Origin of the sequence: Frankia sp. CcI49, assembly GCF_001983215.1 — a bacterium.
GTDB classification, from domain to species: Bacteria; Actinomycetota; Actinomycetes; order Frankiales; family Frankiaceae; genus Parafrankia; species Parafrankia irregularis.
On sequence record NZ_MOWP01000019.1, the window covers coordinates 1 to 25591 of the forward strand.

Here is a 25591-nt window from a genome sequence, read left to right on the forward strand (position 1 = left end):
CGACACGGCATCCCACACCCGCGCCGTCCCATCGTCACCAGCAGTCAGCACACACGAACCATCCGGACTCCACACCCCACTGTTCACCCATCCGCTGTGACCGGCGAAGGAGGTGAGGTGGGCGCCGGTCTCGCGGGGGGCCTCGGTCGGTGCTACGAGCCAGCCGACTCGGTGTGCGTCCGGGAGCTGGGTGCAGAAGAGTGCCTGTGTGTGGTGGGCGGCGGAGCCGGTCCAGCGAGCGGTTCTCAGGTCGCAGTATCGGAAGATCGTCCCAGCGAGTTCGGCGCGTTGGAACTCGGCGTCTCGCAGGGAACTGCCGTGGATCTCGGCGCGCGTCAGGGTCGCCGCGGTCAGATCGGCACCGGCGAGGTCGACGTCGCGGATAACCGCTGCGGTGAGATTGGCTCCGGCGAGTGAGCTCTCGCGCATATTGAGTCGCCGGGTGCCACCGTCTATGTGCCAGCCGGCCAGGTTCGCGCCGGTCAGGACCCGGCCGACCGACGCGTGGTCGGGATGGCCTGCGCGGGCGGCAGTCAGGCTGTAGGCGAAGGCGAGTACCGCCGCAGCGTCGGCTCGGCCGTCCCGGGGCTGCGTCGCGATCGTCGCGAGAGCGGTCCGGCTTCGCGCTCTCTGTCCGTGGTCGTGGCCGGCGAGGAGCTGGCCGAGAAAGTCGAGGGTCTCAGGGCTGGGAACCGCCAGCTGCCAGCTGGCACGCGCCTGCTCCGGTGGCAGTTGCAGGGCCCGGTCGAGGTAGCGGGCGAGGAAGTACTCGCGCAGGGAGGTGTGCGCGAACCCGAAGGTGTCGTCGTTGTGGCGTACGAGGAACGTCGCGGTGCGCAGGTCCTCCTTCCACAGGGCGGGTGCCCGCGCCGGGTAGTGCACCTCCAGTTCCGGCCGGCCGGCGAGGAACTCCAACATCCACTGTTCGACGTCGGCGACACCCCACGACGCGCGACCGGAGCGCCACAGCTGCGCGGCGAGGTGCTCCATCAGCAGCTGCTTGTGGTCCGGGAGCAGAGAGTGCTTGCCGTCGTCGCGTTCGAGCCACTGCCGCACGAACGAGCCGTAAAGATCGACGGCGCGGACGGTGTGCCCCGCGAGCTTCGCCTGCTCGATGGCTTCCAGCTGCTCGGCGATCATCCGCAGGGTAAGGGGCCGTTCGGCGATCTCGCGCAGGTTGTGCACGCTGCCGATGAAGTCCAGCAGGCGGTCGACGTCCGCACCCGGAACGTTGGCCGCGAGATACGCCCGCACCTGTTCCTCACCGAAGGGGAGCATGAGCAGTGCCAGGTAGTCGCTGCCGGTGGGGCCGTCTCGGTGCTGCCCGGTGAAGTGGTTGGCCTCGTCGCGGATCGAGCGGAAGTAGTGGGTTCGGCACGACAGCAACAGCTTGCTCGGCCGGTCTGCCCGTATCTCGGCCGGCTGGGAGCGCCAGAGCTCCTCGGTGGCCCGCCAGAGCGTGCGGGTGAACACCTGGCCGGCGTGCGGCTCGAGGTGGACCAGCACCTCGTCGAGCCCGTCGAAGATCAGCACGCATCGGCCACTGGCGACGAGGCCGAGAACCTCGTCGACGGTGGGCACCCTCCCGAGGTCGCCGGCGTCCAGCAGCGCCTGGAGGATCTGCCTCAGCCCGGCCGTCTCACGGACTACCTGGGCCCGCAGATCGCGCAGATCGAACAGGATCGGCAGCGGTACCGACGGGTCGTACTCACGGCGGTCCAGCAGCGCCAGGGTGAACAGCTGGGCGGTGGTCGTCTTGCCCATGCCGACGTCACCAAGCAGCGCGCACAGATGCCGCGCGTCCGGCGACGGTTCGGTCGCCCACGTAACCAGTCGTTCGACCGCGGGCAGCGGTTCGCCGAGTCGCCGCGACGCACGTTTGGTAAGGGCGTTGGAGGACAACGAGGTCTCCCCGACCTGCGAGGTCACGGGGGCCCCTCGTAGCTGGGGCCGGCCCACCATGCCTCTCGCCCACTTCTCCGGCTCGAGCGGTCCTCCCGGGGTCGCCGGGACCTGGAGCATCTCGGCGATCAGATCGAGCACCCGCTGCACGAACGCGACCTTGGCCCTGCGGTCCGGTTGCTGGCTGAACGCGCGGTGCGTCTCATGCACGATCTCGCGAGCGGGCCGGGCGCCCTGGGCCACACCCTCCAGCGCGATCCGCAAGGGCCGACGGGTTGTCGCACTCGGGTGGACGTCCAGCCTGGACGAGGCGCAGTCGAGCTCGACCACCAGGTCGGCCGCCTCCCGCAGCCGACGCCGCTCGTCTTCGACGTCGATGCCCATCGGCGCGGCGACGAGGCTGGTGATCCGGTAGCCGCCCGGCGTCGCGGACGCCTGCTCACTCAGCAGGTCGACGAACTCCCGCTCACGCCGCCTGACATGGTCGGAGGCCTTCCGCGCGACCTCCACATGGATGACGCCGCCGCCGTGCCCGGGTTCGGGTGCGGGTGCGGTCGGGGGCAGTACCTCGGAGACCGTCCCGGTCACCGTCTCGTCGCCGCGGCGTCGGTCGGCGCCCCGCCGGGAGCGGGCCGCCAGCTCGTCGCCGGCGAGGTCCTCGCCCTCGAACCAGCACGCCCTGTCCCGGGGCGGTGCCTTGCGCTGGTCACTGACCAGCCGCACCCCAACGCCCGCCTCGGCTGCCGCCTCGTCGAACGCCGCGCGGAACTTCCGGAACGCATCCTGGGCCTTCACGTCGCCGCCGCCGGGAGTAGCGACCTCCAGCGCGTCGGCCATCGGGATCCGGCCGTCACCGTCGATCAGATCGGCCAGGTCTCGGAGCCGCTGCGACTGCCGTGGGGTGAGATCGTCGGCCAGGCGTTCGAGGTAGCGCAGCACCGCCTGCCGTGGCAGTCGCGTGATCATGCGGCGTCGCGCAGCACGCGGCTGCGGATCTGACCCGTGAGGTCCACCGCGAACCGCTCCCGGCCGCTGCGCGCGGTCTGCGTGAAGGCACGGCCGCCGGCGCCGGTGAAGATCTGCCGCGCGGCAAGCCCACGGAGGTCGAACGACCCGTCCAGCGGCACCTTCTTCAACATCACCGGCAGCGCCCTACCCCTGCCTCTGCCCGGCCCCAGCAGCGACGGGAGCTCCACATCCCGGATGTAGCTGCTCGCCAGGTAGCTCGGGCTGACCAACAGCAGCCCGTAGTCGCAGGCCGCCAGGCGATTCTGGATCTCCTCGTGCCAGTCCGCGCCGAGGAGCAGGTCCGAGTCCTCCCACCAGGAGAGCCGCACCCCACTCAACGCGCCGAACGCCAGCCTGGCCATCAGGGCCTCCTTCTCGGCCCTGTCGTCATGCGCCCAGCTCACGAACAGCGAAGCCTCGACCGGATCATCCATCAGAGATCCTCTTCCCGTATTTCCCGATGCCCTCCCGATGGCACGATCGTAGGTGACGCCACCACCTTCCGGCGCAGAGGGGTCACCCAGGCGATAAACGGCCCCGACGGGAAGTGCGAGGCAGGCAGCCGCTGCCGGGCTTGCGGTACCGGCCGGGCGTCAGGCCAGACCGGCCCACACCTGGGACACCTGCTCGGCCAGGGCCACGAGAGTCGGCGCCGATCCGCCTGATGTCGTGGATCGGCGCTGGAGCAGCACCGGCATCGTCGGGGTGTCGGGCAGGGTGACCGACGGAAGCACCGGCCGCCAGCCGGCGAGGATCTCGCCGACCTCCACCTGCGGTGGGTCGACGTCGATGTCCACCTGGGGCAGGTCGACAAGGACGTCGACGCGGGGCAGATCGATGTCGACGAGGTCACCGATCCCGGATTCGTGGTTGCCGGCCAGGTAGCGCGCCGGGTGCCCGGTGGTGGCACCACGGACGTCCGCGACCGGTGCCGGGGGTGCCGCCTGGGCCGGCGGAGCCGGCAGCGGGGCCGGCGGTGCAGGCGCCGGTGCCGATGGCTGGGTGGGGGCGGCGGGAGCGGTGGGTTCCGGCGCCGCGGCGTCGGCGACGCCCCGCCACAGCTCGGCCTGACCACCGCTGTCGGCGGAGTGCGCCATGCCCAGGACCTCCCCCGGGCTCGGCACCACGCCCATGCTCGCCGCGGCGGCGGCGAGCGCCACCACACCGACCGCAGGCACCAGCCGGCGTGCGGTCACCGGATGCCGGCGCCGCCGTGCCGCCGGCCGTTCGGGCGCGGGGTCCTCGACCGCCGGGTCGGCCGACGCCGCGGAGCTGCTGCCCACGAGGATGTCCAGGGCGGCCAACGACCTGGCCCGCTGGTGCGCGCTGTCCCCGCGTGAGCGTCCGCCGGCCCGATGAGCACCCCCCGGCCGCCGCCCGGCACCACCCCCACGCCCCGCCCCCCGGGTCGCTTCCGCCGCCCCGGCCCCCTCAGCCCGTTCGGCCTGTCCAGCCCGTTCGGACCCATCGGACGCCTCGGCCACGCGGGACGCCTCGGCCAGGCCGGATGTCTCAGCCGCCGGCCCAGCCAGCTGGGCCGGTGCGCGTTCCGGTGCCGGCTCGACGCCCGCTGGAACATCCCCGGACGCCAGCCAGCTCACCAGATCCTCGGCGGTGGGGCGCAGCTCGGGCCGGGTGCGCAGCGCCGTGGTGACCGCAGGGCGGAGGTCGTCCGGAACACCGTCGATGTCGGCGTCGCCGTGCACGGTGCGCAGCACCAGCGTCTGCAGCGGGCCGTCCCCGAACGGGGCGCGGCCGGTGGCGGCGAACGCGACGGTGAGTGCCCAGCCGAAGACGTCGGCCGCCGGGCCCGGCCGGGAGTCCCCCGAGATCAGCTCGGGGGCCATGTAGCCCACGCTGCCCAGCACCACGCCCGACGCCGTCATCGCGCCGGCGAGGCCCACCGCGATCCCGAAGTCGATGACCTTCGGCCCGTCCGCGCCCATGATGACGTTGCTGGGCTTGAGGTCACGGTGCACCACGTCGGTGCCATGGATGGCGCGCAGCGCCTCGGCGAGGCCCGTCGCCAACGTGCGCAGCGTCTCCGGCCGGGTCGGCCCGTCCGCCGCGACGGCGCCCAGCAGGGTGGGCCCGTGGACGTACTCGGTGGCGATCCACGGCTGGTCGCCGTCGGGGCCGGCGTCCAGCAGCCGGGCGACCCGCGGGCTGTCGATCGCGGCGATCGCGGCCGCCTCCCGGGTGAACCGCCGCCGGAACCCCTCGTCCTCCAGGTACTCGTCGCGCAGCACCTTGACGGCGCCCTGCCGCCCGCGCCCGTCGACTCCGAGGTAGACGACGCCCATCCCACCGCTGCCGAGGCGGGCCGCCAGCCGGTACGGCCCCATCACGAGCGGGTCGCCCGCCCGCAGCGGCTTCAACGCCACCAGGTCCTCCGATCGTGATCTTCCTGTGCTGCTCCGTCGGAGGGAAACACCGCCACCACCGGATCGTCTCGTCATCGGACAGCTGCGCTGGACGGCACCGGCCTGCGCCGAACGGTGACCGTGGGGCCGAGACCCCCACAGCTAGATACGCCGTCACCACCTGGCTACCCACACACCTGTCGGGACGCCGATACCTGCCGCCGGTGCGGATACTTCAGCCATGGGACAGACCTACGAGCTCCTCGACGACCGGCTGCGGGCGTTCATCCAGGCTCAACGGATCTTCTTCGTCGCGTCCGCGCCACTGTCCGCGCAGGGCCGGATCAACCTCTCGCCGAAGGGCCGGGACGGTTCGCTGACCGTGCTCGACGAGCGGACCGTGGCCTACCTGGACTTCGGCGGAAGTCACGCGGAGACCATTGCGCACCTGCGGGAGAACGGCCGGATCACGCTCATGTGGTGTGCCTTCGACGGGCCGCCGAAGATCCTGCGGGTGCACGGGGAGGGGGAGCCGGTGTTCCGTGACGACCCGCGCTGGGGTGAGCTGCTCAGCCGCTTCCCGGCCGAGCAGGCGAACGCGGGCGGGCTGCGCGCGATCATCGTCGTGCGGGCCCGGACCATCAGTGACAGCTGCGGGTACGCCGTCCCCTTCATGGAGTACCAGCAGGAGCGGGACCTGCACGCCAGAAGCTTCAACCGCAGGACGGAGGAGGAGTTCGCCGCCTACTGCGAACACAGGTCCCACAACGGCACGAGCATCGACGGCCTGCCCGCGCTCCCCCTCCCCCTGCCGCCCCTGCCACGCTGACCGCATCGAGCGGCGCCAGACCGCAGCAGACGACATCTGGCGCCACCCGGTACCGCTGGCCAGGCCAGGTCATGCCGGTTCACGCGGTCCGCCCGCGGCTGGCCCGCCGCATCGTGGCCATCCCACGTACGGGCCAGGCCGGCMACCCGTTCGGGCCAGCTCAGCTCCAGCCGGGCCACGGCCCGGAGCCGGACCCTGACCTGGAACCGGGGCTGGAACCGGCGCGGTCTGCCGCCGGGCCGGGCACCGGCGGTGGCAGCACCGGCCGCGGTGGCGGCGGCAGCACCGGGCCGGACCCGTAGGCCGACCGGGTGGCGGGTGCGGCGGGCACGCTGCTCGGCCGGTGCAGCAGGCTGCCGGCCTCCCGCTCGGTCAGCCGGCGCAGCATGCTCCCGCGCCGCAGCTCGATCCGGGGCGCGGGTGGGGTGCGGCCCGGGCGGGTCACCCGGGTGGGCCGGGTCCTGTCCTCGTCGGGCTCCGGGGGCACCCAGCCACCGGAGTCGTACGCCGCGGCGCCCCGTTCGTCCACCGCGATCTGGCCGGTCACCCGTACCCAGGCCCCTTCCAGGGTGGCCAGGTCCCCGTGGGTGGCGGTGAGCTCCCGGCTGACCCGGTCCCACCCCACCACGTGGAAGCCGCCCGTCGCGGGGACGCCACCTCGGTGACCGTCGGCGAAGTCGAGGACGGTCACCGCCCCGGTCCGGCGGAACTGGCGCACTCGGGCGACCCGGCCGACGACCATCGCCTCCTGGCCCCGCCGGACCAGCAGGCCGGAGCGGTCCAGCGCGGACAGCACGGAGGGCGCCATGACAGGCGCGCGATACAGCGGGCGGGTTCGCAGGTACCGGGCCGCCGAGACGGTGCTGACGACCCCCACTGAACCCACCGGGCCCGAACCGACGGCACCAGCTGATCCCGCCGCACCGGCCGATCCCGGCAGGCCAGCGGATCCAGCCGGACCGGCCGGACGCGCCGGACCGGCCGGAGCAGCCGGACGCGCCGCGGCGGCGGCGTACCGGACGTGCGCCTGGCCGTCGAGGATCGCGCCGGCATCCTCATAGTCCACCAGGCAGGCGTCGCGCAGCCGCCGGGCGGCCGGGCCGACGACCGGCATCCGTTCGAGGCGGGCGAACAGGGCCGACGCACCCGGGTCGGCGAAGTCTGCCGCCGAGAGGATGAGGTTCTCGCCGGTGTTGAACTCACGCCACAGCTGCGGGTCCCGGGCGAGCGCGGCCAGCGACACCACGATGACTTCCTGGGCGAACCGGTCCAGCGTGACGTCGTACTGGTTCGAACGGTCCGGATGCTGGTAGTTGCGGTGGCCGCGCTCGGAGGCACCCAGGGCGCCCAGCGCGGGCAGGTACATCCCGTCGTAGTCGACCAGCCGGATGGACGAGTCCGGCAGCACCAGGATGTTCCCGTGCTGCAGGTCGCCGTGCGCGGCGCCGCGCCGGCGCAGCTCGGCGACGGCGGAGTTGAGGCTCACCCGGGCCCGGTCCAGCCGGGCCGGGCGGTCCAGGTTCTCCTGGACCCAGTCGTCGAGGCGGACCCCGTCGATCCACTCCATCCGCACGATCGGCCAGGCGCGCTCGCCCACCCGGATGCCGGCCGGCAGGTAGTCGACGTCCACCAGGAACGCCAGCGCCGCGGAACGCACGAAGTCGGCGATGCAGGCGTAGCGGAGCTCCAGGTTGTCGCTGTGCCGGTGGAAGCAGCGCACCGCGTACCGGCGCCGGCCGTGGCTGACGTCGAAGGTGAGCGCGAAGCCGCCGGTGGCGACCGCCGGCATGCCCAGCGGGGTGAGCCGCGGCACGCTCTGGCGCAGCTGATCGTCCAGGAAGGCCAGCCGTGGCACCTGGACGGCCTGCTGGTAGTCGATCAGGGTGGGCAGTTTCATCCCGACGCCCACGCACACCCGTGACCGCCCCCGCGGAGCGGGCAACACCCGAAGGAACACACGGTCACGTCTGGACCACACAGATCGTCGTGTCGTCGTTGGCGAGACATCCATGGTGGCGGTAGGCCGCGACCATCCGGGCGAACCGGCCGGCGCTGTGCGCGAGCCAGCCCGGCGAGGGCATCCGGCCGCGGTCGGCGTCGGCGCACAGAAGCAGCCGCGCGAGCGCGTCGGTGGCCAGCACGAACACATCCCCGGGCTGGTAGGTGCCGCCCAGCACGGTCGGGGCGGGAACAGCCGCGCCGCGGCTGCCGACAAGCTGCGCGAAGCGGGAGAAGTCCTCGGCGCGCAGCACCGGGCCGGCGGCGCGGGTCCGTCCGCCGCTCAGGTGGAACACGCAGGAGTCACCGACGCAGGTCGCCACCCACCGCCGGCGTTCGACGTCGACGCACAGGCCCAGAAAGGACGCGTCCGCCCCCGACTGCAGCTTCGCCCGCGCGTACCAGGGCAGGCCCGGCCGGCTCACCTGCTCCCACCACCGCTCCCGCAGCTCGGCCAGCACCTCGGGGGCCAGCGGGTCGAGGGACTCGCCCACGAACGCGTGCACGAGCAGCCGGCTCCAGACCTCGGGACGCGCCGAGGTCGAGGCACCGTCCGCGATCGCGAACCTCCCCCGTTCGGGGCAGGCCGCGCAGCAGTCCTCGTTCTCGTCGTCGGCGCGGCCGAGCTTCGCCACCGTGCGGGACGTCACCGTGAGCCGCGCCGCCCCGGCGGAGCCGGCAGACACCGCTGAGCCGGCAGACACCGCTGAGCCAGCGGAACCAGCAGAGCCGGCGGAGACAGCGGAGACAGCGGGGTCGGCGGCAGCGGAGCCGGCGCACGCGGCGGAGCCCTCCGGAACGGCCTCAGCCGCGGTGGGGACGGTGACGGACGCCGGTGTCATCCGCTGGACCGCGGCCCGACGGTGAGGTCACGCAGGCCCGTCGGCGTCACCGCCCGGGTACCGATGTCGAGGAACTCGATCAGCGCGGTGACGTCGGCGTTGTACAGGAAGCCCTTCGACCCGGCGGTCGCGGGATAGCCGAGGCTGTCCGCCGCTGCGACCATCGCGGGCGGCAGATGGCTGGACATGTCGAACAGCACCTGCGCGAACTCGCCCGGCAGGTCCGCGCGGTCCCGGGGGAAGGTCACGGCCCGGCGCGTGGTCGCGGAAAGGTGCGCGTTGAACAGCAGCGCGTTGCCGTCGGCCGTGCCCGCGGCCCGCACCTGGGCGGCCGCCTCCCGCGGATCACCGTCGGTGCTCTGCCCGTCGGTGACGTTGACCACGATCGGCGGGAAGCTGGCGGTGTGGGTGCGGCACCAGCCGTCGACGACCCAGGCGGCGACCCGCAGTGCCTCGACCATCGGCGTCCACCCGTCCGCCACCGGATCGACCCAGGCCGGTATCGGGGTCTGCACCTCGACCAGGCCGCCCGCGCCGTCAGGCACCTTTCGCAGGACATGGTCGACCCGGTTCGGATTCAGCGCGACCTCGCTGATAGGCAGCAGCGGGCGACTCACGCTCGAACCATACAGGACCGGCGCGACCCCCCGCCCATAGCCCAGAATTCCTACCTCGAAATAGTCGTAGACCCGATCGTCACCCCTACTGCAGAGCAACACCGCGTTACCGAGCAGCCGATTGACGGCGAGCGCGAGCTGGTCAGCCTTGCTCATTGTTCCACCGGCCCAGGTCTCAGCCATCGACGTCGAGTGATCGATGACGAGCAGCAGACATGCCGGCTGCTTGCGATTGATCTCGGCGGAGTACATGCCCTTATCGTTTCACAGCGCGCGAACATTTCGATGCTCAGACCACGCTCGACCTCAGGCCCGGGGTTAGCTGAGGGCACTTTCCGATGAATAATCGCGGGCCGGCGGGCAGGCGTTCACCCGCAGGAGTCACCCGGTGTGGCAGGGGACGACGGGGACAACGGGGCGGACGAAGTGGCCGAAACCGCGGCGGCCGGAGAAGCCGGGGTGGTTGTGGTTGTGGTTGCGGTTGCGGTCACGGCCGCGGGACGCAGGATCGTCACCGTGTCCTCGCCGGCGTCCGGGGCGAGCAGTGCGCGCCGCAGGTCCAGCGGGGCCAGGTCCTCGCGGTTCGTCCGGCCGCAGCGGGGGCAGGTCGGCTGGCTCAGCGGCAGCAGCACCCCGCAGCCGCCGTCCCCGGCACCGCACCGGCGCCAGTCGGTACCCACCTCGATGCTCGACCGCCGCTGGGCGAACCGCCCGGCTGACCGGCGCCCCAACACCATGCTCAGCCCCCGTGCCGCCGCGGACCGCCCGTCGTCACGGACCGCGTCCCGCGGAATGATCTTTCGCATGCGCGTCCTCGCTCCTCGGTCGGGAGACAGCGGTACACCGCCGCACCGCCGCACCGCCGGGCCGGTGACGTGACAGCTCGGGCATTCGTCAGCCCGGGAACCGCATCAGCCCGGGCGGCCGGGCTGTTCGGGCAGCCCACGGCCCCGGACGGGCAGGGGCCCGGCCCGCCGTCGGTGCGCGATGAACCCGGTAACAGCGGAAAGCGACACTACGGATCGGCGGTGATGTCGACAATCCGTCGGTGCCGGCCAATGGCCCGAACGTATTAGCGCGCCACCCGCGGCTGTGCCGTCTCCCACCCGGCCGCCCGACGAAAGGCCTGACCCGCCGGGACCGACGGACCAGCGACAAACCCGTTCGGCGTAGCCCGTCAGCGCCATCGCCGTTTTGAGCCGACGGCGGGCTCCGGCAGAATTCGCGAGTGGCTACCCACCGACGTAAACCGGCGGCGTGGCCGCGGGCCACCCGGAGACGGGATCCAACCTGACCGCTGAAATCCCGGACCGTGTCCCGCCAGAACCCCGGCACGCCGGAACCCACCGCCGGACGTCCGACGCCGGACGGCTCTCCCGGCGGCATCCGGTCACGGGAACAGCGGAACCTCTCGGTTTCCGTCAGGCCCCGGGAGAAACGCGAAGGACCACGAAACAAACCCGGAGCCGAAAGGAACCACAAAGAACCGAAAAGCGCCGGACACCTGAAGGCGTCAGCCCCCTCGGGAGGTCCTGATGGACAACAGCAACCCGCAGCCGCACCCGTCCGGCCCGCCCGCCGAGCAGGTCCGGGCCGCCTGGCGGGCCAGGATCGTCCGCCTGGACCCGGCTGACCAGGTGGACGCCCTGCTGGCGCTGGTCGTCGACCACCTGGTCGCGGTGAGCGGCCGCGAGCCGACCACGGTCGACCGCGGTGCGCCCTGGCGAGCGCTGGGCATCTACCGCGGGGCCGCGGACGCCCTGCGCGAGCGGCTGGCCGCGGCGACCGGCGTGGCGCTGCCGGCGACGCTGCTGTTCGAACGGCCGACCCCACGGGCGGTCGCGTCGCATCTGCGCGGCGCGGTCCTCGGCTGGCGCGAGGACGCCGCCCGCGGCCCGTCCTCGCAGACCAACCCGACGGCCGTCCCGGTGACCACCCGGGTGACCGACCAGACGACCGACCAGGCAGACAGCCAGCCGGACGGCCGGGCAGATGGCCGGGTGACCGGCCCGATGGTCCGTTCACCAGGCGGCTCGGCGGCCGGGCCGGTGACGGACCCCGTGGTCGTCGTCGGGACCGGGTGCCGCCTGCCGGGCGCGGACTCCGCGGCGGCACTGTGGGAGCTGCTCGCCGCCGGCCGGGACGTCACCGGGCCGCTGCCCGCGGATCGCGGCTGGGACCTCGCCCACCTGCACCACCCGGACCCGGACCATCCCGGCACCACGTACACCCGCGGCGGCGGCTTCCTGCCCGGCATCGATCTGTTCGACGCCGCCTTCTTCGGCATCGGCCCGCGGGAGGCCGTCGCGATGGACCCGCAGCAGCGCCTCATGCTGGAGGTGTCCTGGGAGGCCTTCGAGCACGCCGGGATCGACCCAATGTCGCTGCGCGGCAGCCGTACCGGGGTGTTCACCGGGGTGTCCCTGCAGGACTACGGGTCGGCCTGGCACCGGGCACCCGCCGACCTGCAGGGCCATCTGCTGACCGGCAACGCGCTCGGGGTGATCGCCGGGCGGGTCTCCTACACGCTCGGGTTCGAAGGCCCCGCGCTGACCGTGGACACCCAGTGCTCCGCCTCCCTGGTGGCCGTCCACCTGGCCGCGGCCTCGCTGCGCAGCGGGGAATGTGATCTCGCTGTCGCGGGCGGGGTCACCCTCATGAGCACGCCGGCGATGCTGGTCGAGTTCAGCCGCAAGCGGGGCCTGGCCCCGGATGGACGGTGCCGGGCGTTCTCCGCCGACGCCGACGGCACCGGCTGGGCCGAGGGCGCCGCCGTGGTCGTCCTGACCCGGCTGTCGCAGGCCCGCGCGCGTCGGCTGCCCGTCCTCGCCGTCATCGCCGGCAGCGCCGTGAACTCCGACGGGGCCAGCAACGGGCTGACCGCACCCAACGGCCTGTCCCAGCAGCGCCTCATCGCTCAGGCCCTCGCGGACGCCGGCGTGGCGCCCGGCGATGTCGACGCCGTCGAGGCGCACGGCACGGGCACCCCGCTCGGTGATCCCATCGAGGCCCGCGCCCTGCTCGCCGCGTACGGCGGTTCCCGACCGCCCGGACGGCCGCTGTACCTGGGCTCGCTGAAGTCCAACATCGGCCACACCCAGGCCGCCGCCGGCGTCGCCGGCCTCATCAAGCTCGTCGAGGCAATGCGTCACGAGCTGCTGCCGGCGAGCCTGCACATCACCGCCCCCACCCCGCACGTCGACTGGAGCGGCGGCGCCCTCGAGCTGCTGACCGCGCCGGTCGCCTGGCCGGTGGGTGCCCGCCCGCGGCGGGCCGCGGTCTCCGCGTTCGGCATCTCGGGGACGAACGCGCACGTCATCCTCGCCGAGCCCCCCACAGCACCGCGTATCCCGAACCAGAGCACCCCGTCCCAGAGCGCCGCGGCCCAGAGCACCCCGACGCGGAGCATCCCCGCCCAGAGCACCGGCGGCCGGGACGTCGCCCGCCTCGGCGGCCGGAGCGTGCCGGCGCCGGAGGGATCCGTGCCCGCGCCGGTGACGGTGGTCGTCTCGGCCCGCGGCGAGACCGCGCTGCGGGCACACGCGGCACGACTCGCCGAGCACCTGCGCCGGCACCCCGAGCTGCGCTGCGACGATGTCGCGCTCACCCTCAACGGCGGCCGCGCGGCCCTGCCCACCCGCGCGGCGGTCGTGCTCGACGGTCCGTCCTCGGCGCGTACCGCGGAGCTGGCCGGGGCACTCACCACCCTCGCGGCCGGCGGCACCACGCCAGCGCTGGTCCGGGGCAGCGCCCCGGCCGACCCCACCGGTGCCCGGCCCGCCGTCGCGTTCACCGGGCAGGGCAGCCAGCTGCCCGGTATGGGGGGACGTCTGCACGCCACCTACCCGGTGTTCGCACGCGCCCTCGACACGATCTGCGAGCACTTCGCGCCGCACCTCGACGAGCCGCTGCGCGACGTCATGTTCGCCGCGCCGGGCACCCGCCGCGCCGGGCTGCTCGACGAGACGCTGTACACCCAGTGCGCCCTGTTCGCCTACCAGGTCGCGATGTTCCGCCTGCTCGAGACGTTCGGGCTCGTCCCCCGGCTCGTGCTCGGCCACTCCATCGGCGAGCTGACCGCCGCGCACGTCGCCGGCGTCTGGACACTCACCGACGCGACCGCGGTCGTCGCCGCCCGCGGCCGGCTGATGGGCGGCGCCCGCCGTGGCGCGATGGCCGCGGTGAGTGCCAGCGAGGACGAGGTGGGCGCGTCCCTGGCCGGTTTCGACGGCGTCGAGATCGCCGCGGTCAACAGCGCCGCCTCGGTGGTCGTCGCCGGTGACGACGACGCCGTCGGCGCCGTGACCGCGTACTGGGCCGCGCGAGGCCGCCCGACACGCCGGCTCGCCGTCCGGCACGCCTTCCACTCCGCCCATCTGGACCCGGTTCTGGAACGCTTCGCCGACGTCGTCCGCGGCGTCACCCACCGCACTCCGACGGTCCCCCTCGTCTCGGCGCTGACCGGGCATCGGGCCGGTGACCCGGAGGCACCCGTCCAGGTCACCGAGCCCGGCTACTGGGTGCGCCACCTCCGCGAGCGCGTCCGGTTCCGCGACGCCGTCGCCCGCGCCCGCCGGGTTGGCCCCGCGGCCTGGATCGAGATCGGCCCACGGGCCACGCTCGCCCTCCACATCCAGGAAACCGTGCTCGACGACACCGTGCCCGACGATGGCAAGCTCGGCGACGGCGTCCTCGATGGCGCAGTCGCCGGTGATGGCGTGACCGGAGCCGTCGGAGCCGGTGCGGGCTTCGACGGCACCGCCGCCCGCGACGGTGGACGGGGGCCGACACCGCGGCTGGTCAGTGTCGCGGCGAGTGGGCGGTCCGAGCCGGCCGCGCTGCACCATGCCCTCGCCGAGCTGCACACCCACGGCGTCGCGATAGCCTGGGAGCCTGCCAACCAGCCCGATCTCCGGCCGCAGCCCCAGCTCGATCCGAACCTCGATCCGTGGCTCGTCCCCCAGGAGCGGGCCCAGTCGCGGTCCGTACGTTCACCGGGAGCGGCCACCAGGCCGATACGGCTGCATCTGCCGAGTTATCCGTTCCAGCGCCGGCGGTACTGGATGGAGTCTCCCGCCCCCGCCGGTGCAGCCCCGGCCGGTGCGGCCCCGACCGGCGTCCACGACACGGACGGGTCGGCGCAGACCCCGGGCCCCGCCCGCTACCGCACTGTCTGGCGCGCGCTGCCCGACGCCGCCAACGCCGCGCTCACCGGAGCCGCGGCACTCGCCGACGCTGCGGCGCTCACCGGCACCGGCGGCTCCGGCTCACCGCTGTCAGGCCCCTGGGTCGTGCTGCGGCCCCCCGCCGGCGTCGGCGACGAGGAGGTCTCCCGCATCCGCTGGATCCTGGAACGCCTCGGTGCCACCACCACCGAACTGAAGCTGGAGCACACCGACGCCGACCGCGCGCGGCTGCGCGCCCGTCTCGACGCCTGCCTCGGTGCCCAGCTCGACGCCCTGAGGCCGCCGGCAGCCACGAGTTCGCCGGCAGCCACGAGTTCGCCGCCAGCACCGGGTTCACCGGCGGGACCGGGTTCACCGGCGGCACCCAGCTCGCCGACGACCGCCGGCGGCCGCGGAGGCGTGCTCGCCCTGCTCCCGATGGACACCACGGCGCATCCCGACCACCCGGCGCTGACCATCGGCTTCGCGCTCACCTGCGCGCTCGCGCAGGCGCACCACGACCTCGGGCTGCGGGCACCGCTGTGGGCCCTGACCCGGGGGGCGGTCACCACCGGCATCGACGACCCCGTCCGAGACCCTGCCGGGGCGCCCCTGTGGGGGTTGGGACGGACTGTGGCGCTCGAACGCCCCGACGTGTGGGGTGGGCTGATCGACCTGCCCTCCGCGCTGGACGACTCCGCGCTCGGCTGGCTCGGCGCCGCGCTGGCCCTGGGCCAGGGCGAGGACCAGTTCGCCGTACGGACGTCCGCGCTGTTCGTGCCCCGCCTCGTCCACGACGCCGCCCCGACGACCACCGCGATCACAGCGACCACAGCGACCGCTGCCGACACCGCCGACACCGCCGACACCGCGATCACAGCGGGAACGGCGGGTCCGTCCACCTGGGACCTGCGGGGCGGAACCGTGCTGGTCACCGGAGGGACGGGGGCGCTCGGCGCGCGGATCGCCCATGATCTCGCCCGCGCCGGAGCCCGGCGACTGGTGCTCGCGAGCCGCCGGGGCCCGGACGCGCCGGGCGCGGCCGCCCTGCGCGCCGAGCTGGCCGGGCACGGAACCGACGTCGTGGTGCGTCGTTGCGACACCGCCGACCGCGACCAGCTGGCCACGCTCCTGACCGGCCTCGTCGCCGACCAGGAGATGCCGCTTCGGGCGGTCGTCCACGCCGCAGGCGTCTTCGGGCCCACCGCGGCGCTGCACGAGCTCGATCTCGACCAGATCGCGGGCGTCCTCGCGCCGAAGGTCACCGCCGCCGAGCTGACGCACCGGATCGCCGGCGACGTCCCTCTCCTGCTGCTGTCCTCGATCGCGGCGACGTGGGGCAGCTCCGGGCAGAGCGCCTACAGCGCCGCGAACGCCTATCTCGACGCGCTGGCCGCGTTCCGAGCGGCCGCCGGCCTGCCCACCGCCTGCGTCGCCTACGGCCCGTGGGCCGGGTCGGGCATGGCCGCCGAGCCGTCCCGGCAGGCGTACCTGCAACGTCGCGGTCTGCGTCCGCTGCCCGCCGACGACGCAGTCGCCGCGCTGGTGGGCCAGGCAGCGGACCCGACCGGAGACGTCGTCACGTTCGCCGACGTCGACTGGGAGCTGTTCCTGCCGGTCTTCACCGCCGCGCGGCCGTCCCGGCTGTTCGACGAGATCACCGCGAGCACAGGTCCCTCCCGGCCCGGCACCACCCAGCCCGGCACCGCCGGGCCCGCTACCGCCGCCGGCTCGACGGCCACCGCGGGCGGAGCGGCCGGAGGCACCGCACAGACCGCGGATCGCCCCGACCCGGGCCGGCCCACCTCCGTCAGCCTCCGTGCGCTGCCGGCCGCGCAGCGCCGGCGCGTCCTGCACGATCTCGTCCGGGCCGCGGTGGCCGAGGTTCTCGGGCATGCCGACCCGGCGGACGTGGACACCGCCCGACGCTTCCTGGAGATCGGCTTCGACTCCGTCGCCTCCGTGCGGCTGGGCCGCCGACTCGCCGAGCTGACCGGCCTTCGGCTGAGCACGACCGTCGTCTTCGAACACCCCACCGTCGCCGATCTGGCGGCCCACCTCGCGGCACTGCTCGCCGCCCGGGCTGCCAGCGCGGACCCGCCCACGAACGGAGGCGCTGCCGGCGCCCCGGATCGCCCGGCAGGCATCGGCCCGGGGCCGGAAACGGGCCGCAGGCCTGGGCCGGAAAGCGGGTGGCGCGCGCCGGGCGACCGCGGCGGCATCACCACCGCGGCCGGCTCCGCGCCCGGCGGTGTGCGGGAGCTCTACCGCCAGGCGTGTGCCGACGGCAAGTTCGCGGCGGGCATCGGTGTGCTGCGTGCCGCCGCGCGGCTGCGGCCCACCTTCGCCAGCCCGGACGCACTCCCCCACCGGCCATCCCCGGTCACGCTCGCCTCCGGTCCGGCCGGCCCCGCGCTGGTCTGCCTCCCATCGATGGTGGCCCCGTCAGGACCACACACCTTCGCCCGCCTCGCTCTGCACCTGCACGGCCGCCGGGACGTCCATGCCCTCGCCCACCCCGGTTTCGGTGACGGCGAGCTGCTGCCGGCGACCGCCGAGCTCGTCGTCGACCTGCACGCCGACACGATGGCCCGGCATTTCGCGGATGCCCCGGTCGCGCTCGCCGGCTATTCGTCCGGCGGGTGGCTCGCCCACGCGGTCGCGGCCCGGCTGGAGGCACGGGGGATGGCGCTGGCGGCTGTTGTCCTGCTCGACACCTGGCTGCCCGGCGACGCCATCCCCGACGCGGACGTCGCCGAGGAGCTACGCGGCATCGCCGTCAACGATCAGGCGTTCGCGCTCATGACCGAAGCGCAGGTGACCGCGCAGGGCGCCTACCTGGACCTGTTCGAGGGCTGGCGGCCGACCCCGGTGCGCACACCGATCGTCCTGGTCCGCGCCACCGAGGGCCTCCCCCGCCGCAACGCGGCCCCGGCCACATCCACGCCGGCCGGCGCCGCCCCCGCTGGAACCGGACCGAGGCCGGCGCCGCCGGGTGCGGCGTCCACGGGTGCGGCGTCTCCGGGTGCGGCGCCTCCGGGTGCGGTGTCGGCGGCCGGAGCCGACGCCTGGGATCTCGACTTCGACCTCGTGCACGCCGCGGGCAGCCACCAGTCGATGCTCAACGAGCACGCCAGATCCACCGCCGACACCGTCCACGCCTGGCTGGACCTCCTCGGCGGACCGCCAGCGGCCGCGGCCGCTCGCCCCGGATCCATCCCGGTCGTTCACTCCGCGTAACACACCGAACCGGCGAACTGTCTGCTCTCCTCCTGTCAAGGGCGGCACCACGAGATGGGCCCGGAAGCCAACCCGCGGAATTATCCCGGCGGGTGTTCCGGGCCCATCTCATGTCCCACGAAAGACATCCGACACATGCACTCCCACCCGCTTTTCTCCGGCATGGTGTTCCTTGTCAACAAGGTATTCAGCCAGTTCGCGTAACAGCTGCGCGAACCTCATGGAGGTCGGAGATGGGCAGCATTCGGCAGGGTTGGGGCGGGCGCCGACCCGTGCTCGGCGCAATCGCCGCGTCGGCGTTGGCAGCTGTGCTCACGGGATGCCAGGAGGGCTCCCTCACGCTCAGCACGCCGACGACGTCTCCGACCGCGGGGCCCGCGACGAAGCCTGCCCCGACCGGGCCGGAAACCCCGTCAACGCAGGTCAACGCCACACCGGCAAGCCAGCTGAGCGCGGCGGACTACGTGCTCGCAGCGGGTCCGGAAACCGCGGGCTTCGAGAGCTCGGGTGGCGCGGACGATCCGGACAGCGACGGCGACAGCGCGATAGAAACCGCTGTCGCCACCTGCGCCGGTTTCCCGGAATACAACCCGCCGGAACCGTCGGACGAGACCACGGGGGATCTGTTCACCAGCACCGAGGAATCCGATTTCCAGGCGGTCAGCCGGGCGAAGATCCTGCCCGCGAGCCAGATCCGCCAGAACGCCGAGATTGTCACCAGCCCCCTGTTCGGTGACTGCTACCGCGCGGCGCTGGAGGAGCAGTTCGCCGGCCCGGACGCGAACGGATACACCTACGAGCTCGTCGCGGTCGAGACCCCGCCCCCGCCGCCCGGGGCCACCGCACTGATCCGGACCTCACTGGGTGTCACGGACCAGTACGGCACCTACGGCTATGTCCGCGACACGCTCTACTTCTACGTCGGCGAGGTGGCCGTCCAGCTCGAGGTCATCAACGTCCAGAACGTGCCGCCGCCGGACATCGAGCAGGGCTTCGTCGACCAGATCGCCGACAGGCTGACCAACCAGTGAGCCGTCCCCGTCGCCGGCCCGGACTCCCGGCAGCCCTGGCCGCGCGCCGTTACGCGCGGCACAGGCGGTGACACCGCGCAGAATCCTCTCCCGAGGACACCCGGAATGCCGATCCGGCAGATAGGCGGGTTTCGGGGCCTCGTCGGCCGCTTCCGGGGTCACGATGGGCATGGTCTGGGCGCAAGGGGGCGGATTCAGGCTGCGGATGCCCGACACTGGTGCTGGAGGACGCGATGCCCTACCGGTTCGATTCCGAGCGCGCGGCGCTGGTCGAGATCACGCCGTTCGCCGTCCTCGACGACATCACCGCGAGTCGAGCCCGGGCCATGGAGCTGATCCTCTCCGCGACCCGCGAGATCGACCTGACCGGCGTGAACATCACCGACACGAGCGTTCCCGGCCCGCCGGACGCACCGGACGTGGCGGTGCGCATCTACACCCCGCTGGTCGGCACCCGGCCGACCCCGGCGGTCCTGCATCTTCGTGGCGGYGGATTCGTCGCGGGTGCGCTGGGCACGGACCACCGGGCCAACATCGAGCTGAGCCGGGCGCTCGGCGCCGTCGTGATCTCGGTCGACTACCGCCTCGCCCCCGAGAACCCGTACCCGGCCGCGATCGAGGACTGTTATGCGGCCCTGCTATGGACCGTCGACCGCGCCGAACGCCTCGGTGTCGATCCCGGGCGGATCGCCGTGCACGGGGTGAACTCCGGCGCCGGCCTCGCCGCGGCGCTGACGCTGCTCACCCGGGACCGCAACGGCCCGGCCCTGTGCTTCCAGTGCCTCTGCCGCCCCGAGCTGGACGACCGACGTGCCGGCGCCGCACCGGCCCCCGTCGATGTCACAGGCCAGGCCCCGAGTGCCCGTTGGGACGCCTATCTGGGTGCGGACCTCGCCGGGACCGCCGATGTGCCGGCCTACGCGGCTCCAGCCCGGGCCACCGACCTACGGGGGCTGCCCCCGGCCTACGTGTCCGTCCTGGAGGGGGATCGGCGCCGGGACGACGGCGTCGCGTATGCCGCGGCGCTCCGCGCGGCCGGGGTGCCCGTCCGCCTGCGCCACCAGCCGGCCGCCGCCACCACGACCTCAGGTCCGGCCTCGATGCCGACCTCGGCCGCCGCCACCGCGACAGCCACGGCGGCCACGGCGGCCACGGCCGGAGGCTCTCTCGCGGCGGCCGCCGGACGTTGCACCTCCGGCCAGGCTGCTCGGCGCCGGCACCGGGGATCGGTCCCGGGTCACAGCGCCGTCGTCAACACCGGCACCACAGCCACCACCGGTACCGCCCACGGCACCCCGCGGGCGGGCCGGGAGCGCGACGACAAGATCACCGCGCTGCGCGCGGCCTTCGGAATGCGGTTCTAGCGTTCACCCACGTCCCTGCCCGCCCTCTCCGGCATCCGAAGAGGCGAAGAGGCGAAGGGCGATCAGACGAGGATTCTGGTCGCCGCGGAGCCGGGTGGCGACGGCTGAGGTCGCCGCCGACGGGCGACCACGGACCGCCAGGCCGATGTCGGTGGCCCAGGTCCGCCGATTCTCAGGGTTTCGCCAATGGGGCTGCGTCGGTCCCCGGGGTTGGCGGGAGGGATGTCCGGGGCCCCGCGGGGCGGGTGAGAGACGCAACACCCTCCGAGGCGTACGGCACGGTCACCCTCATCCACCTCACCGGCTGCCAGAAGCAGTGACCAACGGAAACGGCCGGCGGCAAGGACCTGCCGGGGCGCCGCGCCTGTTCACGAGCCGGTTCTCGGGGAGCTCGTGGTCAACCACGGCTCACCGTCGCGGCGCGGTCGCGGCGATACCGATTCCGCCACGACCGCGCCGTCAGGACTCCGTCAATGCGGCTGCACCACCGCGGCTGCACCACTGCGGCCGAGACCGAGACGGCCGGCTGCTGCTGCGAAGCCGAGGCCCGTCCAGGTCCGAGTCCGTTTACTGCTCCAGCTGCCACTGCCGAGGCGCTTACCGCGGCGACTTCGCCGCGATGCCCCAGTCCTGACGGGCGTAGAGGGCCTGGATGTCCTGCCGCAGGCCCGGCGAGGTGTCCGCCGACTCGAGGATCTCCTCGAACTGGTGACGAACGCGGCGAACGGCACGCCGGGCGGCGAGCTTCCGGTACAGGCCGGAGTGGTCGGAGAAGAAGAGGTTCATGGCTGCCTCCTTGCGACTTGTCCAGCGGCGGCGCCATTTCCACCGCCATATCCATAATGACTCACAATCCCGAAAGAATCCTGATCGCGAACGTGACGTCCGACGCACTCATGGGGGTCGACCGAGGTCGGTGTTAGCCACGTCTATGTCGTGGGCCACATTGCGCAAAAATGAGTCCCGGACGCGACAGGAATGCGTGACGACGATCACCTGCCGGGCATTTCCGTGACCGGCGTCACGGTCGACGGAAACCTCGTCCGTGTGAACCGTGGACGGGCACCGCGGCCAGCGCGGGCGCGGCTGGGCCGAGCAGACCCATCTGACCGGGCGCCTTTTCGCCGGCGGCAATCGCACCAGGAACCCACACCGTGATCGGGGCCACAGGGTTCCGCCGCCACCGCACCGGGGAGCACATCGCGGGACCGCCGACGCGGATCCCCACCAGTCGCCACTGGTCACAGCACGGCAGAGCCATCCACGGCCCGGCAGGCCGCCCGCGCGCCCGACGGTGACGGCGGAGCCACCCCGTTTGCCCCAGTCGCCCCACAGTTCCGTGACGCACGGGAGTGCCATCCTTCCTGTCCGGCTGGGAACTTAGGCCGGTCAAGAACCGTTCGTGGTAGGCACATACAATTCAGGCTACTGATCGCGTCGGGACCGCCCGGGCCTGCGGGCTGGCGACGTCATCGATTCTGGGGAGGCCTCACATCGACCGCGACGAACTCGTCGATCTCACCCGACGGGCGCTGAAGACAGCAATCGACAAAACCACCGACATGACACCTGAAGAAGGTGGCGTGGCCGCCCAGGCATATACCTGCTCGGAGCAGTTCGAAAAAGAACGCGAGCTCGTCCGGCGGTCACCGCAGCTTGTCGGCTACAGTTCCGAGCTGCCCGCGGCCGGCAGTTACTGCACAAAGACGGTGATGGACGTCCCGGTGCTGCTGACCCGCGGCACGGACGGCGCGATTCGCGCCTTCGAGAACATCTGCCTGCATCGTCAGGCCCCGCTCGCCACCGGCTGCGGCACAGCCGAACGTTTCGTCTGCCCCTGGCACGCCTGGACGTATGACGCACACGGCGCGTTCGTCGGTGGTCCGGGGCGGGAGGGCTTCCCGGCCACGCTCGGCGGAAAGGCCCAGCTCACCGAGCTGCCCGCGGCCGAGCACTCCGGCTTCCTGTGGGTCGGGCTGGATCCCCAGGCCGGCCCGCTGGACGTCGACGCGCATCTGGGCCCGCTGGGCCCGGAACTCGCCTCCTGGGGAATCGGGAACTGGGCACCGGTCGGCGAAAAGGTTCTCGACGCACCGGTCAACTGGAAACTGGCGCTCGACACCTTCGCCGAGAGCTACCATTTCGCCACGGTGCATCGGGACACCTTCGCCCAGATCACGAAGAGCAACTGCGCCCTGTTCGATTCCTTCGGTCGCCACCACCGGCTGATCTTCCCGATGAGGCACATCACCGACCTGGCGAACCAGCCGGAGCAGGAGTGGGTGCCGCTGAACAACCTCGTGTTGATCTATGCCCTGTTCCCCAACATCGTTCTGTCGGTCACCGTCGCCAACGGGGAGATCTTCCGGGTGTATCCGGGGGAGCGCCCGGGTCATTCGGTGACCGTCCACCAGAACGCCTCGACGATGGACGTGAGCGAGCCGGGAATGGCCGAGGCCGCCCGGAGCATCTTCGAGTACGCCCACGATGTCGTACGCGACGAGGACTACGCGCTGGCCGCCCGGGTGCAGGCGAACCTGGCCGCCGGAGCGCGGGCGAACCTGGTGTTCGGCCGTAACGAGCCCGGACTGCACCACCGCCACGACGTCCTCGCGGACGCCCTCGCCGGCGGCCGCTGACCGGCGGTTACTCAACCGCGGCCGCTGAAACCACCCGGTTCGGTGAACCACCGCTCGCGGTGTCCCTGCAGCAGCGGAACGGGCCCTCAACCGGTGGTTGAGGGCCCGTTCCGGGCAGTATGCGGATCCGGCGGATCCAGCCGGTGTTGAGCTCGGTCTGCCGGCTGTCAGGCCAGCGTGGCGACGGCCTCGTTGAAGGTCGCCGACGGACGCATCACCGTCGCGGCCTTCGCCGGGTCGGGCTGGTAGTAGCCGCCGATGTCCGCGGGCGAGCCCTGCACGGCGAGCAGCTCGTCCACGATCGCCTTCTCCTGCGTCGAGAGCGTCTCGGCGAGGCCGCTGAACGCCTGCGCGAGCTCCGCGTCGGCGCTCTGGCCGGCCAGCTCCTGGGCCCAGTAGAGGGCCAGGTAGAAGTGGCTGCCGCGGTTGTCGATACCGCCGACGCGGCGAGTCGGCGACTTGTCCTCGTTGAGGAAGGTCGCGGTGGCGCGGTCGAGGGTGTCGGCGAGCACCTGGGCGCGGGCGTTGCCGGTGGACTGGGCGAGCTGCTCGAAGCTCACCGCCAGGGCGAGGAACTCACCGAGGCTGTCCCAGCGCAGGTAGTTCTCCTTGACCAGCTGCTGGACGTGCTTGGGTGCCGAGCCACCGGCACCGGTCTCGAACAGGCCGCCACCGTTCATCAGCGGCACGACCGAGAGCATCTTGGCACTGGTGCCGAGCTCCAGGATCGGGAACAGGTCGGTGAGGTAGTCACGCAGCACGTTGCCGGTGACCGAGATGGTGTTCTCACCGCGGCGGATGCGCTCCAGCGAGAACGTGATGGCGTCGACCGGCGCCTTGATCTCGATGGTCAGGCCGTCGGTGTCGTGCTCGGCCAGGTAGGTCCGCACCTTCGCGATGAGCTGGGCGTCGTGCGCCCGGGTCTCGTCGAGCCAGAACACCGCCGGGTCGCCGGTGGCGCGGGCACGACTGACGGCGAGCTTCACCCAGTCGCGGATCGGGGCGTCCTTGGTCTGGCAGGCACGGAAGATGTCGCCGGCGCTCACCGTCTGCTCCAGCACGACGGTGCCACTGGTGTCGACCAGGCGCACGGTGCCGGTGGTCTGGATCTCGAAGGTCTTGTCGTGGCTGCCGTACTCCTCGGCCTTCTGGGCCATCAGGCCGACGTTGGGCACCGAGCCCATCGTCGCCGGGTCGTAGGCGCCGTGCGCGCGGCAGTCGTCGAGAACCGCCTGGTAGATGCCCGCGTAGCTGCTGTCGGGCAGGACGGCGAGGGTGTCGGCCTCGGAACCGTCCGGGCCCCACATGTGGCCGGAGGTCCGGATCATCGCCGGCATCGACGCGTCGACGATGACGTCGCTGGGGACGTGCAGGTTCGTGATGCCGCGGTCGGAGTCGACCATGGCCAGTGCCGGGCCGCTCGCCAGCTCCGCCTCGAAGGACGCCTTGATCTCCGCGCCCTCCGGCAGCGCCTCCAGGCCCTTGAAGATGCCACCGAGACCGTCGTTCGGGGTGAGGCCGGCCGCGGCGAGGACGGCGCCGTGGCGGGCGAACGTCTCGGGGAAGAACGCCCGTACCACGTGGCCGAAGATGATCGGGTCGGAGACCTTCATCATCGTGGCCTTGAGGTGCACGGAGAACAGCACGCCCTCGGCCTTGGCCCGGGCCACCTGCGCGGTGAGGAACTCACGCAGCGCGCCGATGCGCATCACGGAGGCGTCGACGACCTCGCCGGCCAGCACGGGTACCGACTCGCGCAGGACCGTGGTGGTGCCGTCGTCGCCGACCAGCTCGATACGCAGCGCGCCGTCCGCCGCGATCACCGCGGCCTTCTCGGTGCTGCGGAAGTCGTCGGCAGCCATGGTGGCGACGTTCGTCTTCGAGCCCGCGCTCCACGCGCCCATGCGGTGCGGGTGGGTCTGCGCGTAGCCCTTGACCGAGGCGGGGGCGCGCCGGTCGGAGTTGCCCTCGCGCAGCACCGGGTTGACCGCGCTGCCCTTGATCTTGTCGTACCGGGCGCGGACCTCCCGCTCCTCGTCGGTCTTCGGGTCGTCGGGGTAGTCCGGCAGTGCGTACCCCTGCTGCTGCAGCTCGGCGACCGCGGCCTTCAGCTGCGGGATGGACGCCGAGATGTTGGGCAGCTTGATGATGTTCGCCTCGGGCGTCTTCGCCAGCTCACCGAGCTCGGCAAGCGCGTCATCGATGCGCTGGGACGGTTCGAGGTGCTCCGGGAAGCTGGCGATGATCCGCCCGGCCAGGGATATGTCACGACTCACGACCTCGACCCCGGCCGTCGACGCGTACGCCTGCACCACCGGCAGGAACGAGTACGTCGCCAGGGCCGGCGCCTCGTCGGTCAGCGTATAGATGATCACCGAATCAGTCACCGAAACTCCGCTTCGCGTCTACTACTGCGTGTCGTATCAAGGTATGCCCTGCCCGTCCCGCACCCACCGGCCAGACGTGGGCGCGTGTGGTACAGCTCGCGCCGCTCGTCGCGGCCGTCGCACGACCGCACCCGGGCCCGCCCGGTCTCCGACCTGGCACACGAAGAGCCAGAATAGTTAGGCGAGCTTAAGATTTTTACCGTGAT

The 25591-nt window shown here is 72.7% G+C and carries 14 protein-coding genes; 5 read left to right on the plus strand and 9 right to left on the minus strand.

The window, feature by feature from the left end; all coding sequences use genetic code 11:
* From CcI49_RS18145 to CcI49_RS43395, 3 genes are all read right to left on the minus strand, one after another.
* Positions 1-2868: pentapeptide repeat-containing protein (locus CcI49_RS18145; protein ID WP_076828008.1), on the minus strand; the 2868-nt coding region annotated here is incomplete at its 3' end.
* Positions 2865-3344 (minus strand): toll/interleukin-1 receptor domain-containing protein, encoded by a 480-nt coding sequence (locus tag CcI49_RS18150; protein ID WP_076828010.1) that lies wholly within the window; start codon positions 3342-3344, stop codon positions 2865-2867. The genes CcI49_RS18145 and CcI49_RS18150, both read right to left, overlap by 4 nt.
* 159 nt (positions 3345-3503) lie before the next feature.
* Complete coding sequence (locus CcI49_RS43395) at positions 3504-5294, minus strand: serine/threonine-protein kinase (RefSeq protein ID WP_076828012.1); 1791 nt, start codon at positions 5292-5294, stop codon at positions 3504-3506.
* 220 nt (positions 5295-5514) lie between these two features.
* Here CcI49_RS43395 and CcI49_RS18160 point away from each other — a divergent pair, with 220 nt between their 5' ends.
* Complete coding sequence (locus CcI49_RS18160; RefSeq protein ID WP_054570175.1) at positions 5515-6102, plus strand: pyridoxamine 5'-phosphate oxidase family protein; 588 nt, start codon at positions 5515-5517, stop codon at positions 6100-6102.
* Positions 6103-6262: 160 nt separating this feature from the next.
* Here CcI49_RS18160 and CcI49_RS18165 read toward each other — a convergent pair whose 3' ends face one another.
* From CcI49_RS18165 to CcI49_RS18180, 4 genes are all read right to left on the minus strand, one after another.
* Entirely contained in the window at positions 6263-7999 is a 1737-nt protein-coding gene (locus tag CcI49_RS18165) for a hypothetical protein (RefSeq protein ID WP_054570357.1), read from the minus strand.
* Positions 8000-8063: 64 nt separating this feature from the next.
* Positions 8064-8942: a hypothetical protein gene (locus CcI49_RS18170; RefSeq protein WP_076828014.1), complete on the minus strand. Its 879-nt coding sequence runs from the start codon at positions 8940-8942 to the stop codon at positions 8064-8066.
* Positions 8939-9811 (minus strand): vWA domain-containing protein, encoded by an 873-nt coding sequence (locus CcI49_RS18175; RefSeq protein ID WP_054570177.1) that lies wholly within the window; start codon positions 9809-9811, stop codon positions 8939-8941. Before CcI49_RS18175 ends, CcI49_RS18170 begins: the two co-directional genes overlap by 4 nt.
* 116 nt (positions 9812-9927) lie before the next feature.
* Positions 9928-10365 (minus strand): hypothetical protein, encoded by a 438-nt coding sequence (locus CcI49_RS18180; protein ID WP_076828016.1) that lies wholly within the window; start codon positions 10363-10365, stop codon positions 9928-9930.
* Between the two features lie 729 nt (positions 10366-11094).
* Here CcI49_RS18180 and CcI49_RS39735 point away from each other — a divergent pair.
* The 3 genes from CcI49_RS39735 to CcI49_RS18210 all read left to right on the plus strand — a co-directional run bounded on the left by CcI49_RS39735 (position 11095) and on the right by CcI49_RS18210 (position 20359).
* Positions 11095-17964, plus strand: a complete 6870-nt coding sequence (locus CcI49_RS39735; RefSeq protein WP_083749577.1) for a type I polyketide synthase — start codon at positions 11095-11097, stop codon at positions 17962-17964.
* A 233-nt stretch (positions 17965-18197) separates the two neighbouring features.
* On the plus strand, positions 18198-18995 hold the full coding sequence (locus CcI49_RS18205; RefSeq protein ID WP_076828019.1) for a hypothetical protein: 798 nt from the start codon (positions 18198-18200) through the stop codon (positions 18993-18995).
* A gap of 218 nt (positions 18996-19213) precedes the next feature.
* On the plus strand, positions 19214-20359 hold the full coding sequence (locus tag CcI49_RS18210; protein WP_241840132.1) for an alpha/beta hydrolase fold domain-containing protein: 1146 nt from the start codon (positions 19214-19216) through the stop codon (positions 20357-20359).
* 597 nt (positions 20360-20956) lie between these two features.
* Here CcI49_RS18210 and CcI49_RS18215 read toward each other — a convergent pair.
* On the minus strand, positions 20957-21145 hold the full coding sequence (locus tag CcI49_RS18215) for a hypothetical protein (RefSeq protein ID WP_054570181.1): 189 nt from the start codon (positions 21143-21145) through the stop codon (positions 20957-20959).
* Between the two features lie 707 nt (positions 21146-21852).
* Here CcI49_RS18215 and CcI49_RS18220 point away from each other — a divergent pair.
* A complete protein-coding gene (locus CcI49_RS18220; RefSeq protein ID WP_347280131.1) occupies positions 21853-22998 on the plus strand; it encodes an SRPBCC family protein in 1146 nt (381 codons plus the stop codon).
* Positions 22999-23165: 167 nt separating this feature from the next.
* Here the strand turns inward: CcI49_RS18220 and CcI49_RS18225 are convergent, their stop codons facing one another.
* Complete coding sequence (locus CcI49_RS18225) at positions 23166-25385, minus strand: NADP-dependent isocitrate dehydrogenase (RefSeq protein ID WP_054570183.1); 2220 nt, start codon at positions 25383-25385, stop codon at positions 23166-23168.
* Between the last annotated feature and the right edge of the window lie 206 nt (positions 25386-25591).

What these genes read in the sequence shown, in the direction of transcription:
- CcI49_RS18150 (WP_076828010.1), bottom strand. Translation starts at nt 3,344, where the DNA reads ATGGATGATCCGGTCGAGGCTTCGCTGTTCGTGAGCTGGGCGCATGAC.
- CcI49_RS18160 (WP_054570175.1), top strand. Translation starts at nt 5,515, where the DNA reads ATGGGACAGACCTACGAGCTCCTCGACGACCGGCTGCGGGCGTTCATC.
- CcI49_RS18165 (WP_054570357.1), bottom strand. Translation starts at nt 7,999, where the DNA reads ATGAAACTGCCCACCCTGATCGACTACCAGCAGGCCGTCCAGGTGCCA.
- CcI49_RS18170 (WP_076828014.1), bottom strand. Translation starts at nt 8,942, where the DNA reads ATGACACCGGCGTCCGTCACCGTCCCCACCGCGGCTGAGGCCGTTCCG.
- CcI49_RS18175 (WP_054570177.1), bottom strand. Translation starts at nt 9,811, where the DNA reads ATGTACTCCGCCGAGATCAATCGCAAGCAGCCGGCATGTCTGCTGCTC.
- CcI49_RS18180 (WP_076828016.1), bottom strand. Translation starts at nt 10,365, where the DNA reads ATGCGAAAGATCATTCCGCGGGACGCGGTCCGTGACGACGGGCGGTCC.
- CcI49_RS39735 (WP_083749577.1), top strand. Translation starts at nt 11,095, where the DNA reads ATGGACAACAGCAACCCGCAGCCGCACCCGTCCGGCCCGCCCGCCGAG.
- CcI49_RS18205 (WP_076828019.1), top strand. Translation starts at nt 18,198, where the DNA reads ATGGGCAGCATTCGGCAGGGTTGGGGCGGGCGCCGACCCGTGCTCGGC.
- CcI49_RS18215 (WP_054570181.1), bottom strand. Translation starts at nt 21,145, where the DNA reads ATGAACCTCTTCTTCTCCGACCACTCCGGCCTGTACCGGAAGCTCGCC.